The 14610-nt window shown below is 69.7% G+C and carries 10 protein-coding genes; 2 read left to right on the top strand and 8 right to left on the bottom strand.

From position 1 onward, the window contains the following. Positions 1-110 precede the first annotated feature (110 nt). A complete protein-coding gene (locus WC555_RS04940) occupies positions 111-1535 on the bottom strand; it encodes a circularly permuted type 2 ATP-grasp protein (RefSeq protein ID WP_373251688.1) in 1425 nt (474 codons plus the stop codon). A gap of 231 nt (positions 1536-1766) precedes the next feature. Between WC555_RS04940 and WC555_RS04935 the strand changes: the two genes are divergently transcribed. Together WC555_RS04935 and WC555_RS04930 are read left to right on the top strand one after the other, a co-directional pair. After that, the gene (locus WC555_RS04935) at positions 1767-4340 is read left to right on the top strand and encodes a TonB-dependent receptor (RefSeq protein ID WP_373251685.1); all 2574 of its coding nucleotides are present in this window, start codon (positions 1767-1769) and stop codon (positions 4338-4340) included. Between the two features lie 11 nt (positions 4341-4351). Next, positions 4352-6028 carry an alkaline phosphatase gene (locus WC555_RS04930; protein WP_373251684.1) on the top strand — a complete coding sequence of 559 codons (1677 nt, stop codon included), beginning with the start codon at positions 4352-4354 and terminating at the stop codon, positions 6026-6028. Between the two features lie 268 nt (positions 6029-6296). On the opposite strand, the gene WC555_RS04925 is transcribed toward WC555_RS04930, so the two are convergent. The 7 genes from WC555_RS04925 to WC555_RS04895 all read right to left on the bottom strand — a co-directional run bounded on the left by WC555_RS04925 (position 6297) and on the right by WC555_RS04895 (position 14493). Beyond that, positions 6297-8732, bottom strand: a complete 2436-nt coding sequence (locus WC555_RS04925; RefSeq protein WP_373251682.1) for a prolyl oligopeptidase family serine peptidase — start codon at positions 8730-8732, stop codon at positions 6297-6299. Between the two features lie 67 nt (positions 8733-8799). Further along, entirely contained in the window at positions 8800-9312 is a 513-nt protein-coding gene (locus tag WC555_RS04920; protein WP_373251679.1) for a hypothetical protein, read from the bottom strand. 15 nt (positions 9313-9327) lie between these two features. Continuing rightward, positions 9328-10728, bottom strand: coding sequence for an MBOAT family protein (locus tag WC555_RS04915; RefSeq protein WP_373251677.1), 1401 nt, complete (start codon positions 10726-10728; stop codon positions 9328-9330). Beyond that, positions 10729-11997, bottom strand: coding sequence for a GDSL-type esterase/lipase family protein (locus WC555_RS04910; RefSeq protein ID WP_373251675.1), 1269 nt, complete (start codon positions 11995-11997; stop codon positions 10729-10731). A 2-nt stretch (positions 11998-11999) separates the two neighbouring features. Then, on the bottom strand, positions 12000-12902 hold the full coding sequence (locus tag WC555_RS04905; RefSeq protein WP_373251672.1) for a DUF459 domain-containing protein: 903 nt from the start codon (positions 12900-12902) through the stop codon (positions 12000-12002). A gap of 128 nt (positions 12903-13030) precedes the next feature. Beyond that, entirely contained in the window at positions 13031-13444 is a 414-nt protein-coding gene (locus WC555_RS04900) for a DUF2177 family protein (RefSeq protein ID WP_373251669.1), read from the bottom strand. 11 nt (positions 13445-13455) lie between these two features. Then, positions 13456-14493: a cyclopropane-fatty-acyl-phospholipid synthase family protein gene (locus tag WC555_RS04895; protein ID WP_373251668.1), complete on the bottom strand. Its 1038-nt coding sequence runs from the start codon at positions 14491-14493 to the stop codon at positions 13456-13458. Between the last annotated feature and the right edge of the window lie 117 nt (positions 14494-14610).

Raw genomic sequence — 14610 nt, 5'->3', positions numbered from 1 at the left:
CGCCGATCGAACACGCAAACCATCTGACGGAGTCGCCCCCTCCGTCTCGCCGGCTGATCGCCGCCGAGCCACCTCCCCATCGAAGATGGGGAGGAGACATGTCCGCGATCTCAAACATCCAGCACCCAGGTGTCCTTGGTCCCGCCGCCCTGACTGGAGTTGACCACCAGCGACCCCGGCTTCAGCGCCACGCGCGTCAGCCCGCCCGGCGCCACCTTCACCCCCTCGGGGCTCGACAGCACGAAGGGCCGAAGGTCGACGTGGCGCGGGGCCAGCTCGCCCTTGTCCAGCGTCGGCGCGGTCGACAGCGCCAGGGTCGGCTGGGCGATGAAGTCGTCGGGATGGTTGATCAGCTTCTTGCGGAAGGCCTCGATCTCGCTCTTCGACGCGGCGGGCCCGACCAGCATGCCGTAGCCGCCCGATCCGCCGACTTCCTTGACCACCAGCTGATCCAGTTTCGACAGCACCTCCTTCAGCGCCTCCGGCTCGCGGCAGCGCCAGGTCGGCACGTTCTTCAGGATCGGCTCCTCGCCGGTGAAGAAGCGGATGATATCGGGCATGTAGGTGTAGACGGCCTTGTCGTCGGCCACGCCCGTGCCGACGGCGTTGGCCAGGGTCACCGTTCCCGCCTGATAGGCCGTCATCAGCCCCGGCACGCCCAGCGACGAGTCCGGCCGGAACGTCAGGGGGTCGATGAAGGCGTCGTCGATGCGGCGATAGACGACGTCCACCTGTTGCCGCCCCTGCGTCGTGCGCATGAAGACCTTGCCGTCGTCGACGAACAGGTCGCGCCCCTCGACCAGCTCGACTCCCAGCTTGTCGGCCAGGAAGGAGTGTTCGTAATAGGCCGAGTTGAAAGGCCCCGGCGTCAGCACCACGATCGTGGGATCGGTTCCGGCCGCCTCGGGCGCGCAGGCCCGCAAGGACGACAGCAGCATGTCCGCATAGGTCTCGACCGGCCGCACCGGATAGTCGGCGAACAGATCGGGGAACAGCCGCATCATCATCTCGCGGTTCTCCAGCATGTAGGAGACCCCGCTGGGCGTACGACAATTGTCTTCCAGCACGTAGAAGCCGTCCTCGCCGGTCCGCACCAGATCGACGCCGGCGATATGCACCCACACCCCGCGCGGCGGCCGGCGGCCCTGCATCTCGGGCACATAGTGGGGATTGGTCAGCACCAGTTCCGGCGGCAGGATCCCCGCTTTCAGGCACTCCTGCGGGCCGTAGACGTCGGCGAGGAACAGGTTCATCGCCGTGACCCGCTGGATCAGCCCGGCCTCCAGCCCGGCCCATTCCGACGCGCCGATGATGCGCGGCACCACGTCGAAGGGGATCAGCCGCTCGCTGGATTCCGCGTCGCCATAGACGGCGAAGGTGATGCCCATGCGGCGGAAGAACAGCTCGGCCTGACGGGACCGCGCCTGCAGCAGGCCCTCCGGCGCCTCCGCCAGCCAGCGGGCAAGCCCGCGGTAGCTGTCGCGGACATCCGCCCCATACCCGGCCGTCCCACCTGACATTTCGTCGAAGGCCATACCACTCCCGCTGCATTGATCCCGCAGCGTGGCCTGACAAGCGGCGCTGAAGCAACAGGAATGTTGCGGCGCGACAAGCGTTCCTTGCCGTCGCGCGAACCGCGGCCTCGCTGCGTTCACGGACGGTTCGTCATCGGAACGCCTTTGCAGCTTCACCGCGCCGACGCGGGCCTGTCGCAGGTCCGGCATGAACCACGGCTACGCCGCACCATCCAATCGCAGGGGGCTGCCATGACGTATCGCGTTCAACGGACCAAAATTCTCCTCGGCGCCAGCGCGCTGGGTCTCGTCTGGGGGCTGGCCGGCGCGGCCTCGGCCCAGGACGCCGAGCCGACCAGCCTGGACGAGGTCATCGTCACCGCCCAGCTGCGCGAGCAGAGCGCGACGGAGGTGCCCTTCGCCCTGACCGCCTACAGCGGCGACATGCTGGAAAAACTCGGCGTCCAGGACTTCGAGGAGCTCTCGGCCTTCACCCCCGGCCTGCTGGTGCAGAACCAGTCGCCCAACAACCCCGGCTTCGTGATGCGCGGCATCACCTCGGACTCGGGCGAAGCCACGAACGAGCCGCGCGTCTCGGTCTATCAGGACGGCGTCTCGATCTCGAAATCGCGCGGCTCCTATGTCGAACTGTTCGACGTCGAGCGCATCGAGGTCGCCAAGGGCCCGCAGTCGACCCTCTACGGCCGCGGCGCCCTGATCGGCGCGATCAACGTCATCCAGAACAAGGCCGACATCGACGGCTTCGACGCGGCGGGCCGGCTGGCTTTCGGCAATCTGAACTACAGCATGGTCGAGGCGATGGTGAACGCCCCCATCAACGACATGCTGGCCCTGCGCTTCGCCACGCGGATGAAGACCCGCGAGGGCTATGTCGAGAACCTGCTCGGCGGGCCCGACTACAACGGCTTCCGGACCTATGCCTGGCGTCTCGGCCTGGCCTTCCAGCCGAATGACGCCTTCCGCTACGACCTGATCGGCAACTACCAGACTGACGAAGGCCCCGGCACCTCGTTCAAGGCCATGGCCTATTCGCCCGCCGACCCGACGACGGGCGCCGTTCTGGGCGGCCGCGATCCGTGGGACGGCGCGGCCCTGACGCCGGCGGGCACGTTCGACGGCGGCAAGCCTCTGGGCCTCGACCGCACGGTTCACGGCGTGACGGGTATCGGCCGGTTCGATTTCTCGGACGCCCTGACCCTGACCTCGACCACCGCCTACCGCGAGTTCGAATCGTATGAGGCCTTCGATCCGGACGGCATCTCCCTGCCCCTGCTGTTCGCCGGCGAAGACGCCCAGGGCAAGCAGTTCAGCCAGGAGCTGCGCCTGAACTGGGACAACGGCGGCGCCGTCTCCGGCTTCATCGGCGCCGGCTATTTCAACGAGGACGGCTTCCAGCGCACCCCGACCGAGTTCAACGAGCGGGTCGCCCTGGCCCAGCTGGCCGGACTGCTGGACGGCAATCCCGCAGCCGCCGGCACGACCGCCCTGCCCCTGGCCGCCTTCTCCAGCCCGGCCCTGATCGACCCCATCCTGGCGGCGTTCGGCATCCCCGCCCCCTTCATCCCGGGCATCCGCAACAATCTGAAGTCCTCACACATCGAGACCGCCACCAACTCCAGCGAGCTGGAGTCGTTCGACGTGTTCGGCGACGTGACCTGGCGCCCGACCGACCGGCTCGAGTTCGCCCTCGGCGTCCGCTGGACCCAGGATGAGAAGACCACCGGCATTTCCACCGCCACCTTGAACGGCCGTTCCATCCTCGGCGGCCTGCTGGCGGTGCAGCAGCTGCAGGGCCAGATCGCCGCCCTGGTCGCCCAGGGCACGCCCGCCGCCCTGACCCAGGCCGCCGCCCTCGGCGCCTTCGCCAACGGCGTCGTCTTCCAGCTGGCCCAGCCCGGCGCCGCCACCGCCCCGGTGACCGCCGCCTTCCCCCTGTTCGGCCTGACCTTCCAGCCGACCGCCGGCAACGGCTCGACCGTCAGCCAGGATCTGGAGGATGACGGCCTGACCTGGCGCGCCACGGCGCGCTACGCCCTGACCGACGATACGAACCTGTACGCCAACTACGCCCGCGGCCGCCGTCCGGCGGTGCTGTCTCCGGGCGCACCGTCCTCGCCCTTCGGCGCTCCAGCCTTCACCTTCGTCGACGAGGAACGGGTCGACAGCTATGAGCTCGGCGCCAAGACGGCGATGATGGGCGGGGCCCTGCGGCTGGACGGCGCGGCCTATTTCTACGACTACACCAACTTCCAGACCACGGTTCAGGTCGGGACCCAGTTCTTCACCACCAACGCCGGCGAGGCGACGGCTTACGGCTTCGAGGGCCAGGCCTTCTTCAGCCCCTCGGACAGCCTCGATCTGTTCGCGACCTATGCCTACAACCACTCGCGGTTCGAGGCGGGCATCTTCGACGGCAACAAATTCCGCCTGTCGCCCGACAACCGCGCCTCGGTCGGCCTGACCTGGCGCGTCGCCCTCCCGGGCGGCGAGGTCGAGGTCCAGCCGACGTACAGCTGGCAGTCGGAAACCTTCTTCGACAACGACAACGACCGCGCCGATCTCCAGACCGGCAACTTCGTCCCCGACACCGCCGTGGACGAGGTCCAGGAGGCCTACGGCCTGCTGAACCTGCGGGTCCGCTACGCCCCGTCCGACGCCAACTGGGGTCTGGAGCTGTTCGGCGACAACCTGCTGGACGAGGAATACATCAAGGACGCCGGCAACACCGGCGACGGCCTCGGCCTGCCGACCTTCATCGCCGGCGAGCCGCGCACCTATGGCGCGACCCTCAGCCTGCGCTACTAGGAGCCACAGCGATGACCCTGCACCGCCGCGACCTTCTCGGCCTGTTCGGCGCGGGCGCGGCGGGGGCGGCTGTTCCCGCCGCCGCCCGCGCGTCCTCGGCCGCCGCCTTCGTCCACGGGGTGGCCTCCGGCGATCCCCGACACGACGGCGTGATGATCTGGACCCGCGTCACCCCGACGGATCCGACGGTCCGCGCGGTGCGGGTCGACTGGTCGGTCTGGCGCGAGGGCGACGCGGCGGCCTCCGTCGCCTCGGGCACGGTCGAGACCGGACCGGATCGCGACTTCACGGTCAAGGTCCCGGTCGCCGGCCTGCAGCCCGGCGTCGAATATCGCTACGCCTTCACCGCCGGCGAGACCCGGTCGCCGCAGGGCCGCACCCGCACCCTGCCCGCCGGCCCGACCCCCGATGTCGTGCTCGCCGTCGCCTCCTGCCAGCTCTACCCGGGCGGCCTGTTCAACGCCTGGGACGCGGTCTCGAAGCTGGAGCGGCTCGACGCCGTCGTCCACCTCGGCGACTACATCTACGAATACGGCGCCGAGCCCGACGCTTACGGCATGGCCTCGGGCGCCCCGCTCGGCCGCATCCCGGCGCCGGCCCATGAGATCGTCTCCCTGGTCGACTACCGGACCCGCCACGCCCAGTACAAGACCGACCCCGACTTGCAGGCCGCCCACGCCCGCGCGCCCTTCATCTGCGTCTGGGACGACCACGAAATCGCCAACGACGCCTGGACCGCCGGCGCCGAGAACCACACGCCCGCCACCGAGGGCGCCTACGCCACCCGCAAGGCCGCGGCGCTCAAGGCCTGGTTCGAATGGATGCCGATCCGCGAGCCGGGCGCCGGTCTGACGCCGGAAGCCATCCAGCGCAGCTTCGACTTCGGCGACCTCGCCAGCCTGCTGATGGTCGAGACCCGCCTGCTCGCCCGCGGCGAACAGCTGACCTATGAGGCCGACATGCCGGTCGCGGACGGCCGCCCCGACCTCGCCGCCTTCCAGACGAAGCGCAACGATCCGGCCCGCGACCTGCTGGGCGACGCCCAGCGCGACTGGATCAGGTCCACGCTTCAGGCCTCGCGCGCCTCGGGCAAGCCGTGGCAGGTCGTCGGCAACCAGGTGGTCATGGCCCGCGTCCAGGGCCCCGACATCACCACCATGGCCAATCCGCTGCAGATCGCCGGCCTTCTGGCGACCCTGCCCGCCGCCGTCCGCGGCCAGGTCCAGCAGTCGATCGAGCTGTTCAAACTGGGCGTGCCTTTCAACCTCGACAGCTGGGACGGCTATCCCGCCGGCCGCGAGCGCCTGTACGCCGCCTTCGCCGAGGCGGGGGTCCAGCCGATCGTCCTGGCCGGCGACAGCCACGCCTTCTGGGTCGACGACCTCAGGGACGCCGCCGGCGCCCGCCGCGGCGTCGAGTTCGGGACCAGCGCCATCTCCAGCCCCTCGCCCGGCGACGCCGTGCCCCGGCTGCCGCTGGGCGCCGCCCTGATGCAGGCCAATGACGAGGTCGTCTTCTGCGACCAGTCGGCCAAGGGCTATATCCTGCTGACCCTGACCCCGGACCACGCCAAGGCCGAGCTGCGCACCGTCTCGACCCTGTTCGCTAAACCCTATGACGAGCGCGTGCTGAAGACCTTCACCGTGGCGAAGACGGCGGACGGCCTGGGCGAGATCGTCGAGGCCTGATCCTTGCGCTCCTTCGCCGGCGCGCTTGTCATCCCGGCCGAAGCGAAGCGGAGAGCCGGGACGCTTCGCCCACATCGCTGACCCTCCCGGAAGCTGCGCCAGCAGCTGTCCGGGAGACAGGTCGACCCACACTGCGACGATCACCCGTCTCCCGGACAATCGCGCCGCGATTTCCGGGAGGTCAGGCTATTGGCGCATCCCGTCCCGGATCACCGCTTCGCGGTGTCCGGGATGACAAGGCCCGGCGGCCAAGCCGGGCCTTTCCAAATCAACGCGGCCCCGCGTTCTTCACATACTGGTCCAGCCAGCGGGTCATCTCCCAGAGGGTGTGGCCCACGGACTCCCGCGCCCGATAGCCGTGCGCCTCCAGCGGCAGGACGACGTATCGCACCGTCGCGCCCTGCCCCTTCAGCGCGGCGTAGAACCGCTCGGACTGGATCGGGAAGGTGCCAGAATTGTCGTCGGCCTCGCCGTGGATCAGCAGGATCGGCTCATTGACCCGGTTGGCGTAGGTGAAGGGCGACATCTCCGTATAGGTCTCGGTCGCCTCCCAGTAGGTCCGCTGCTCGGCCTGGAAGCCGAACGGCGTCAGGGTCCGGTTATAGGCGCCCGACCGGGCGATGCCGGTGCGGAACAGGTCGGTGTGCGCCAGCAGGTTGGCGGTCATGAAGGCGCCGTAGCTGTGCCCGCCCACGGCGATGCGGTCGCGGTCGGCCACGCCCAGTTCGACCACGGCGTTCACCGCCGCCTCGGCGCTGGCCTTCAGCTGTTCGATATAGGTGTCGTTCGGCTCGGCTCCATCGACGCCGACGATCGGCATCGAGGGATTGTCGAGCACGGCATAGCCCTGGGTCAGCAGGAACAGATGGCTGATCCCGCCCGGCCGCGTGAAGCGATTGGCGGTGTCGACCACCTGACCGGCCACGGCGGCGTCGGTGAACTCGGCCGGATAGGCCCACATGATCAGCGGCAGCGGACCGTCGCGGTCCTTGTCGTAGCCGGCGGGCAGATACAGCGTCCCCGACAGCTGCACCCCGTCGGCGCGGGCGTAGCTGATCGTCTGCTTGCTGACCCCGGCCAGTTGCGGCGCGGGATCCGGGAACTGCGTCAGGGCCGTCGGCTCGCCGACGGTCAGGTCGCGCACGAACAGGTTGGGCGGATCGTTGCGCGTCTCGCGTCGGGTCACGACCCTGCGGCCCGCCTCGTCGAGGAAGCCGACGACGGCCTCATAGTCGCCGCTGGCCGAGGTCCACAGCCGCTCCGACCGGCCGTCCGTCAGATCCATGGCGGCCAGGAACGGATACTCGCCCTCGCGCGTCGCCCCGGCGCCGGTCATCAACACACGGCCGTCCCCGGCGAAGCGAATGACGGGGAAGCCGCTCGCGTTGGGCTCGGTCACCGGCGAGCCGGGGTCGTTGTACCGGTCCTGATAGTTGCGCTCCAGCAGCACCCGACCCTGCCCCGGGTTCGAGGGGTCGACGACATAGCGGGTCTCGTGGCGCGTATTGAACCACTGACTGTCGACCAGGGCGGTATCGGCGTCGCCCCACGTCACGCCGCCGTAGCGTTCCTTCAGATCGACCAGCGGCGTCGGCTGGGCGCTGAACGGCGCCGCCAGGGTGAAGACCCGGTCGCGAACCTCGGCCGGCGTGCGCGGATCACCCCCGTCCTGGGCCTCGGTCCAGACCAGGGTCGCCGGCGCGTCCGAGCGCCACTGCACGGACCGCGGCCCGGGGGCCACGGCGTCGAACGGCGTGGGGATGTTGTCCCTCAGCGGCAGGTCCGCCACCCGATGCACGATGCGCCCGTTCAGATCGGTGACGACCACGTCGGCGGGAAACAGATTGGCCGGGACCACATAGCTGTAGGGCCGCTTGGCCGTCGTCTGCAGCACATGGAGCCCGTCCGGCGACACCCGCGCGCCCAGGTAGACCGACGGCGCTCCGACCGTGCGGGGCGCCCCGTTCAGCGGGACCAGCGTCAGCTGCGAGGTGAAATAATGATCGAACAGCGCCTCGTCGCCGGGATCGGTCAGCAGGTCCTGATAGGTCCGCGCCGGCGCCGCCCGGCCCATGCTTTCGGCCACGGTCGGGCCCGTCGGCGGACGCGTCACGTCCGGCGCCGCGCCGCGTCCCTCTGGGGTCATCCGCACCAGCAGGCCCGAGCTGTCGGGCAGCCAGTCGAACGCCACGCCCCCGGCCGCGTTGACGCGCGCGTCGGTCAGCCTGCTCGCCTGCGCGCTGGCCACATCGACCGTCCACAGCTCCAGCCCCGTCGGCGCGTCCATCAGCAGGGCGATCGACTTGCCGTCCGGCGACCAGCTCGGCGAGATGAAACGGGCGTTGGCCGGAAGCGCGACCGTGCGCGCCGCGCCGCCCGCGACGGGCTGGAGGCTCAGCCCGGTCAGCCAGGACACGCGGCTGTTCGCCGGCCCGTTGTTGCGCGGATTGATGCGATAGCCCGCCAGCCGCAGCATCGGCTCGGCCAGTTCGGCGATCGGCGGCAGATTGGCCCGGTCGAACAGCGCCAGCGTCGTGTCGTCGGGCGACAGGCTGGGCGTGGGCGTGGGTTTGGTGTCGAGAATGTCCGCGATCGGCGCCGGCGGCTGCTGATAGGTCAGCCCGTCCTGGGCGAGGGCCGGCCCGGCCACGGCGGCCAGCAGGACGAAGACGGGCAGGGCCCGGCCGAACAGATGACGACGCATGTGATGTTTCCCCGAACCAATCGCCCCTCTCCGGGCGTCGCACGCTAGGGTCGGCGCGCGCGGTCGGTCAAGGCGTGGTCGGCTCGGGCGCCTGGCCGATGAACCGCGCCTGGCGCGCCGCCATCCACATCTCGCGCAGACCCTGACGCGGCATGTCGACCCCGAACACCGCCAGTTGAGCCACCCAGACCTCGGACAGTTGCTCCACGGTTCCGGGGATCCAGCCCGGCGGTTGCTGGCGCGCCCAATTCAGCGGCGACACGGCGTTGAACACCATCAGGAAGGCCGCCGTCATCAGTATGGTCCGGCTGGTCCAGCGCCGGTCGCGCGCCGCCACGCCCTCGTCGTCCAGCGGCGGCGCGGGCGGAAAGGCGAACCGCCCCAGCGCGGTCAGGGCGTTGTCGCGCGTCGGCAGGTCGTGGGCGTCAGCCGTCTCGATCCAGTCGCTGGGCGGATCCTCCGGCGGCGGCGGCAGGCTTTCGTACAGCGGCGGAAAGGGCGATTCCGGCCGATGAACCGGGAACGGCTCCAGCGGCGTCGCGGGCGTTTCGCCATCCTTGCCTGTCGTGTCGTCGGTCATCGCGGGTCCAACGCCTCAGAACTGGAAATAGATGAAGGGGGCGACGCCTTCGGGCCGCACCGCCTCGATCAGCAGGAAGGCCGCGCCGATCAGCAGGCCGAGGGTGATCGACGGCGCCGTCTTCAGCCGCTCGGCCACGCCCTCGATGGCGCGCGGCGGCAGCCAGTGCATGGCCAGCCCGCCGACGATCAGCATCAGCAGCAGCGGCGTCAGCATGACCACCGGCCCGATCCGCCCCAGCCCCTGCAGCATGGCCATGGCCATGTCGAAGCTCTCGGCCCGGAACAGGATCCAGCCCAGGCAGACGATGTGGAAGGTGACCAGCACCCCGACCACCGTCGGGATCACCTTGCGGTCGCCGAAGGCCGCGCGGCCGAGGCGCTCGATCACCTGCACCCCGCCATGCAGCGCGCCCCAGGCCAGGAAGGTCCAGGCCGCCCCGTGCCACAGCCCGCCCAGCACCATGGTGATGAAGACGTTGATGCAGGACGAGACCAGCCCCTTCCGCCCGCCGCCCAGCGGCACATACAGATAGTCGCGCAGCCAGCTGGACAGGCTGATATGCCAGCGCCGCCAGAAGCTCTGCATGGAACTGGCCCGGTAAGGCTGGTCGAAATTGCGCGGGAAGGAATAGCCCAGCAGGGCCGCGATCCCGATCGCCATGTCCGAATAGGCCGAGAAGTCGCAATAGATCTGGACCGCATAGCCATAGACCGCCGCCGCGATGTCCACCGCGCCATAGGCCGACGGATCGAAGAACACCGGATCGACCAGGTTCACCGAAATCTCGGAGGCGATCACCGTCTTCTTGAACAGGCCCCAGACGATCAGCAGCAGGCCGTGCGTCGCCATTTCCCGCGTCAGGCGGGGCGTCCGGTCGAACTGCGGCAGCAGGTCCGAGGCCCGCACGATCGGCCCGGCCACCAGATGCGGGAAGAAGCTCATCAGCAGCATGACATCGAGGAGCGACTTCGCCGGCGGCGTCTTCCCGCGATGCACATCCACGACATACGAAATGCCCTGGAAGGTGAAGAAGGAAATCCCCACCGGCAGCACGACCTGCAGCAGCGGCAGGTCCCGCTCCCAGCCGAACCGCATCAGCAGTTCGCCCGCCTGCTCGATGAAGAAGCCATAGTATTTGAAGAAGCCCAGGATCAGCAGATTGACCGCGACGCCCAGGCCGACCAGCCACGCCTTCCTCGCCCCCGGCTGTCGCGCGATCAGCGCCCCGACGCCCCAGTTCAGCACCGCCGACAGGATCAGCAGGCCGACGAAGCGCCAGTCCCACTGGGCGTAGAAGAACCAGCTGGCCAGCAGCAGGAACAGTTTTCGCCGCCCGTTCTCGCGATCCAGCGACCAGGCGGTGAAATAGACGAACAGGAAGAAGACGCCGAAGGCGAGCGTGGGGAACAGCATCTAGTCCGCCGCCCCCTGTCCGGCCTTCCACGCGTCATAGGCGGCCAGCAGGTCGTCGCTCAGCACGCCGCCGATCCAGTCCGCCCCGGCCGAGGTGAAATGCACCCGGTCGCCGCGCATGAACGGCTCGTCCCGCATCGCCAGCCGGTCCGCTGAACAGTCGCCGCCCATCCGCCCGTGCCAGTCCCAGAACGCCACACCCATGTCGGCGGCGACCCGGCGTTGCACGTCCCGCACCACCGCCAGAGAGGGCGGCGGCGCGCGCAGTCCGTCCGCGCTGCAGCCGCCCGTGACGCCGCTGCGCTGGGCGTCGGGGGCGCCGAGGATCAGCAGCGCCGCCCCGGGTGCGCGCAGCCGAAGCCGGTCGATCTGGCCGCGCAACATGAGGTCGTAGGCCGCGGGCTCAAGCGCGTCGTCGAAGCCTTCGTTGACGCCGTAGGCGACCACGATCAGGTCCGGCCGCCACTCCGCCAGTTCGTCGATCACCACCTCTTCGGTCCGGGCCGCCAGATCGGCCAACGTCGCCCCGACCTGTCCCAGGTTGGAGACCACGACGCCCGGCCCCGTCTTCGTGAGCCGGATATGATCCAGCCGCACGCGCGGCCGTTCAGGATCGGCCGGACGCACGACCAGTTCCCCCGGCGGCGTCGCGGGACGGATCCCGCCGCAGGACAGCAACCAGCCGCGCGGCTCGGCCGCGACGGTCCAGGTCTCGTCCTCGTCCGACACGGTCACGCCCCACGGCGCCTCCCAGCACAGCCGGATCTCCGTCTCCCGCAGCGGCGCGTCCGGCCGCAGGGTCAGGCGGCCGTCCGGATCGGCGTTGAGGTCCCACACGGCGGTCAGGCCGACCGGGTAGGGCTCGAAGCCCGGATAGGTCAGGGGTGCGGGGACGATGCGCCAGCCCGCCGCCGTCACCTCGACCTGCATCGGCGAATAGCCTTCGTGGGGGGCGCCGGGCGGCAGGACGCCCCGCCCGCCATCGCCGAACCGCGCCTGCCATACGGCCCTCAGCTTGCCGGTGATGCGGTCGCCCGCCGTATGGCTGTCGCCGAGCTGCAGGATGTGCACCGGCCGGGTGGAAGTTCCGGCCTCGGTGGCGGCCAGCGCCTTGAACAGGCTGTTCAGCGCCTCCGGCTGACAGAGGCTGGCGGCGCAGACCCCGGCGCCCGGCCGGGGCGTCAGCAGCGCCGCATAGGGCGTCTGGGCCGCGACGCCGGTCGCCGCCCCCCACAGCCCGGCCGCGATGACCGCCCCCCGCAGCGTCATTCTCAGCCGGCGGGCGATACGGACGCAGCCGCCGGAACAGGAACCGCCGCCGGCCGGTCCAGACCCGCGTCGCGCTTCAGCCGCGCCGACACCGGCGCGCTGAGCCTCAGATAGCCGGCCATCGACATATGGATTCCGTCATTGGCCCGCATCAGGGTGCGGCGACCGCTGTCGGTCGGCAGATAGGCCTCATAGCCGCCCTCGCCGTTCGAGGTCAGGGCCGTGGTGCCGATATACGGCACGCCCAGCGCCTTCATCCGCGCCTCGACCACCCCGTTGATCAGCGTCATCTTCGCGTCGAACGTATCCCGTTTCATGCGCGGCAGGCCGACCCAATAGACGGCCACGTCGCGGCTGCGCAGCAGGGCCACCAGGTCGTCGACCCGCCGGGCGTAGGCGGCCTTCCAGCCGTCAGAGCCGAACGGATGGACCTGCCCGTCCATCTCTATGCCCTGGGCGTCGTTGGTGCCGAACAGCATGACCGCCACGTCCACCGGCTGCGCGTCCAGCTGGCCCCGCGTCTTCGACTGGATGTCGACGTAGTCGTAGCGGCTCAGCCCCGTCGACACCTGGGAGAATTTGCTCACCGTCACATTCGGCGTGTGCTGCAGGTCGCGGTAGAGGCCCGCGTACAGGCCGTCGGCCATCGAATCCCCGAACACGCCGATACGCAGCGGCCCCTCGGCCAGACGCGCATCCAGCGGCGTCACGGCGGGCAGGACCGGGGCGGCGACCGCCACCGGAGCGACCGGCGCAACGGGCGCGGGCGGCGCCGAGGCCGCGGCCCTGTCGCCCAGCATCACGGTCGGATGGCGCAGCCACGCCCGGCCGTCGGGCGTCAGCACCAGCCCGGCCAGCACGCCGACCACGAAGGTCGCCGTCAGAGCATTTATGCCAGCGCGCAAACCGTCCCCCGACTGAACCCTGTTCCGTCGGGTCTTTTACCCTATCGCCGCGGGACCGCTACCTCAGGCCCGCGTCACGGGAATAAAAAGGTTAACCGGACCGTCCCCTCGCCCCCCTGGGGCCGGCGTCAGCCGAACCGTCCTTCCGCCCAGCGCGCCGCGAAATATCCGCCTAGGGCCGACAGCGTCGTCAGCGCCGTTCCCCAGCACAGGTCGATGATCGTCAGCCGCGTCGACCACACGTTCAGCGTCGCCTGGTTGGTCAGGTCATAGGTGGCGTAGGCCACGAACCCCAGCACCGCGCCATTGATCGCCGCCCTCTGCCAGGCGCCCTCGCGCAGCGCCGGCTCGATGGCCAGGAACACCGTCCCCGCGATGGAGATCAGATAGAAGGCCACGGCGGCCCTCATGTCCGGCTTGTCCGCCAGGATCGGGCCCAGCACGGGCTTGTACAGCCGGTCGGTCATGGTGGTCAGCCAGACCGCGTCGACCGCGGCGAAGGTCAGACCCGCGCCCAGATAGGCGGCGACATATTTGATCATGGTTCAGCTCCTCAAGCCGGCTTCAGCAGGTAATGACTGACCGCCCAGGTGTTTCCGTCGTCGTTTCCGAACAGGCCGGCCGTCGCCAGGTAGAACCGCCGCCAGCGCCGTCGCCACAGGGCCGCGTCGGCGCCGTAGGTCTCCCGCATCAGCTCCATCACCCGGTCGCCGTTGGCGTCCATATTGGCCAGCCAGTGGTCCGCCGTCCGCCTGTAGTTGACCCCGTTCCAGCTCCATTCCCGCTCGACCTCGAACAGGTCCGGAAACTGCCGCATCAGCCCCCGGCTGGGCATGACGCCGCCGGTGAAGAAATGCTGGGCGATGAAGTCGCCGCTGTCGGTGTGATCGAACCGGTACGGCGCGTCGCGATGGGTGAAGACATGGATGAACATCCGCCCGTCCCGCTTCAGCCAGCCCCGGGCCCGGTTCAACAGCGCCCGCCAGTTGGCCATATGCTCGAACATCTCGACCGAGACGATCCGGTCATAGCCCTCGCCCGCCGCCACCGGAGCCCGGAAGTCGTTCATGTCGGCGGTGATGACCGTCAGATTGGTCAGCCCCCGCGCCGCCGCCTGGGCCTCGATATGCTGGCGTTGGCCATGGCTGTTCGAGACGGCGGTGATGGTCGATCCCGGATAGCGCTCGGCCATCCACAGGCTCAGCGAGCCCCAGCCGCATCCCAGCTCCAGCACCCGCTGGCCGTCTGTCAGGCCCGCGTGGGCGCAGGTCTCGGCCAGGGCGGCCTCCTCGGCCTCGTCCAGCGTCGTGTCGGCGGTCGGATACAGGCAGCACGAATATTTCAGCCGCCGGCCCAGACACAGGCGGAAGAACTCGGCCGGCAACTCATAGTGCTGCTCATTCGCCGCCCCGGCATGCTCGGCGATGGCGCGTCTGGCCATGTCGCGGGCGAACGCCGCCTCGTCATGCGGCCCTTCGCGGTCCAGCCGCCTGCGCGCCTCCGACACCAGGCTGTCGATCGCCGGGCGGGCGACCAGATCCGGAAACGGCGCGTCCTGCAGCCGGCGAATGGCGACGTTGGTAAGGCTCATGCGGAAGTCCTGACAGGCTGACGAACGCTCCAGCTACGTCCGGCGGCGCCATCCGGATGTCCGGCATCCATCCCGGGGCCCGCTCCGTAGCTTCGGGCGAGTTTTTTCCGGAGCCGG

The sequence above is a fragment of the Brevundimonas sp. genome (genome assembly GCF_041648615.1).
In the GTDB taxonomy this organism is placed as follows: Bacteria; Pseudomonadota; Alphaproteobacteria; order Caulobacterales; family Caulobacteraceae; genus Brevundimonas.
Note: the sequence above shows the minus strand (reverse complement) of the source record. Positions and strands in the feature narration are given on the sequence as shown.

Bases quoted from the DNA above. Each gene is read 5' to 3' on its own strand.
- WC555_RS04940 (WP_373251688.1), bottom strand. From the start codon at position 1,535: ATGGCCTTCGACGAAATGTCAGGTGGGACGGCCGGGTATGGGGCGGAT.
- WC555_RS04935 (WP_373251685.1), top strand. From the start codon at position 1,767: ATGACGTATCGCGTTCAACGGACCAAAATTCTCCTCGGCGCCAGCGCG.
- WC555_RS04930 (WP_373251684.1), top strand. From the start codon at position 4,352: ATGACCCTGCACCGCCGCGACCTTCTCGGCCTGTTCGGCGCGGGCGCG.
- WC555_RS04925 (WP_373251682.1), bottom strand. From the start codon at position 8,732: ATGCGTCGTCATCTGTTCGGCCGGGCCCTGCCCGTCTTCGTCCTGCTG.
- WC555_RS04920 (WP_373251679.1), bottom strand. From the start codon at position 9,312: ATGACCGACGACACGACAGGCAAGGATGGCGAAACGCCCGCGACGCCG.
- WC555_RS04915 (WP_373251677.1), bottom strand. From the start codon at position 10,728: ATGCTGTTCCCCACGCTCGCCTTCGGCGTCTTCTTCCTGTTCGTCTAT.
- WC555_RS04910 (WP_373251675.1), bottom strand. From the start codon at position 11,997: ATGACGCTGCGGGGGGCGGTCATCGCGGCCGGGCTGTGGGGGGCGGCG.
- WC555_RS04900 (WP_373251669.1), bottom strand. From the start codon at position 13,444: ATGATCAAATATGTCGCCGCCTATCTGGGCGCGGGTCTGACCTTCGCC.
- WC555_RS04895 (WP_373251668.1), bottom strand. From the start codon at position 14,493: ATGAGCCTTACCAACGTCGCCATTCGCCGGCTGCAGGACGCGCCGTTT.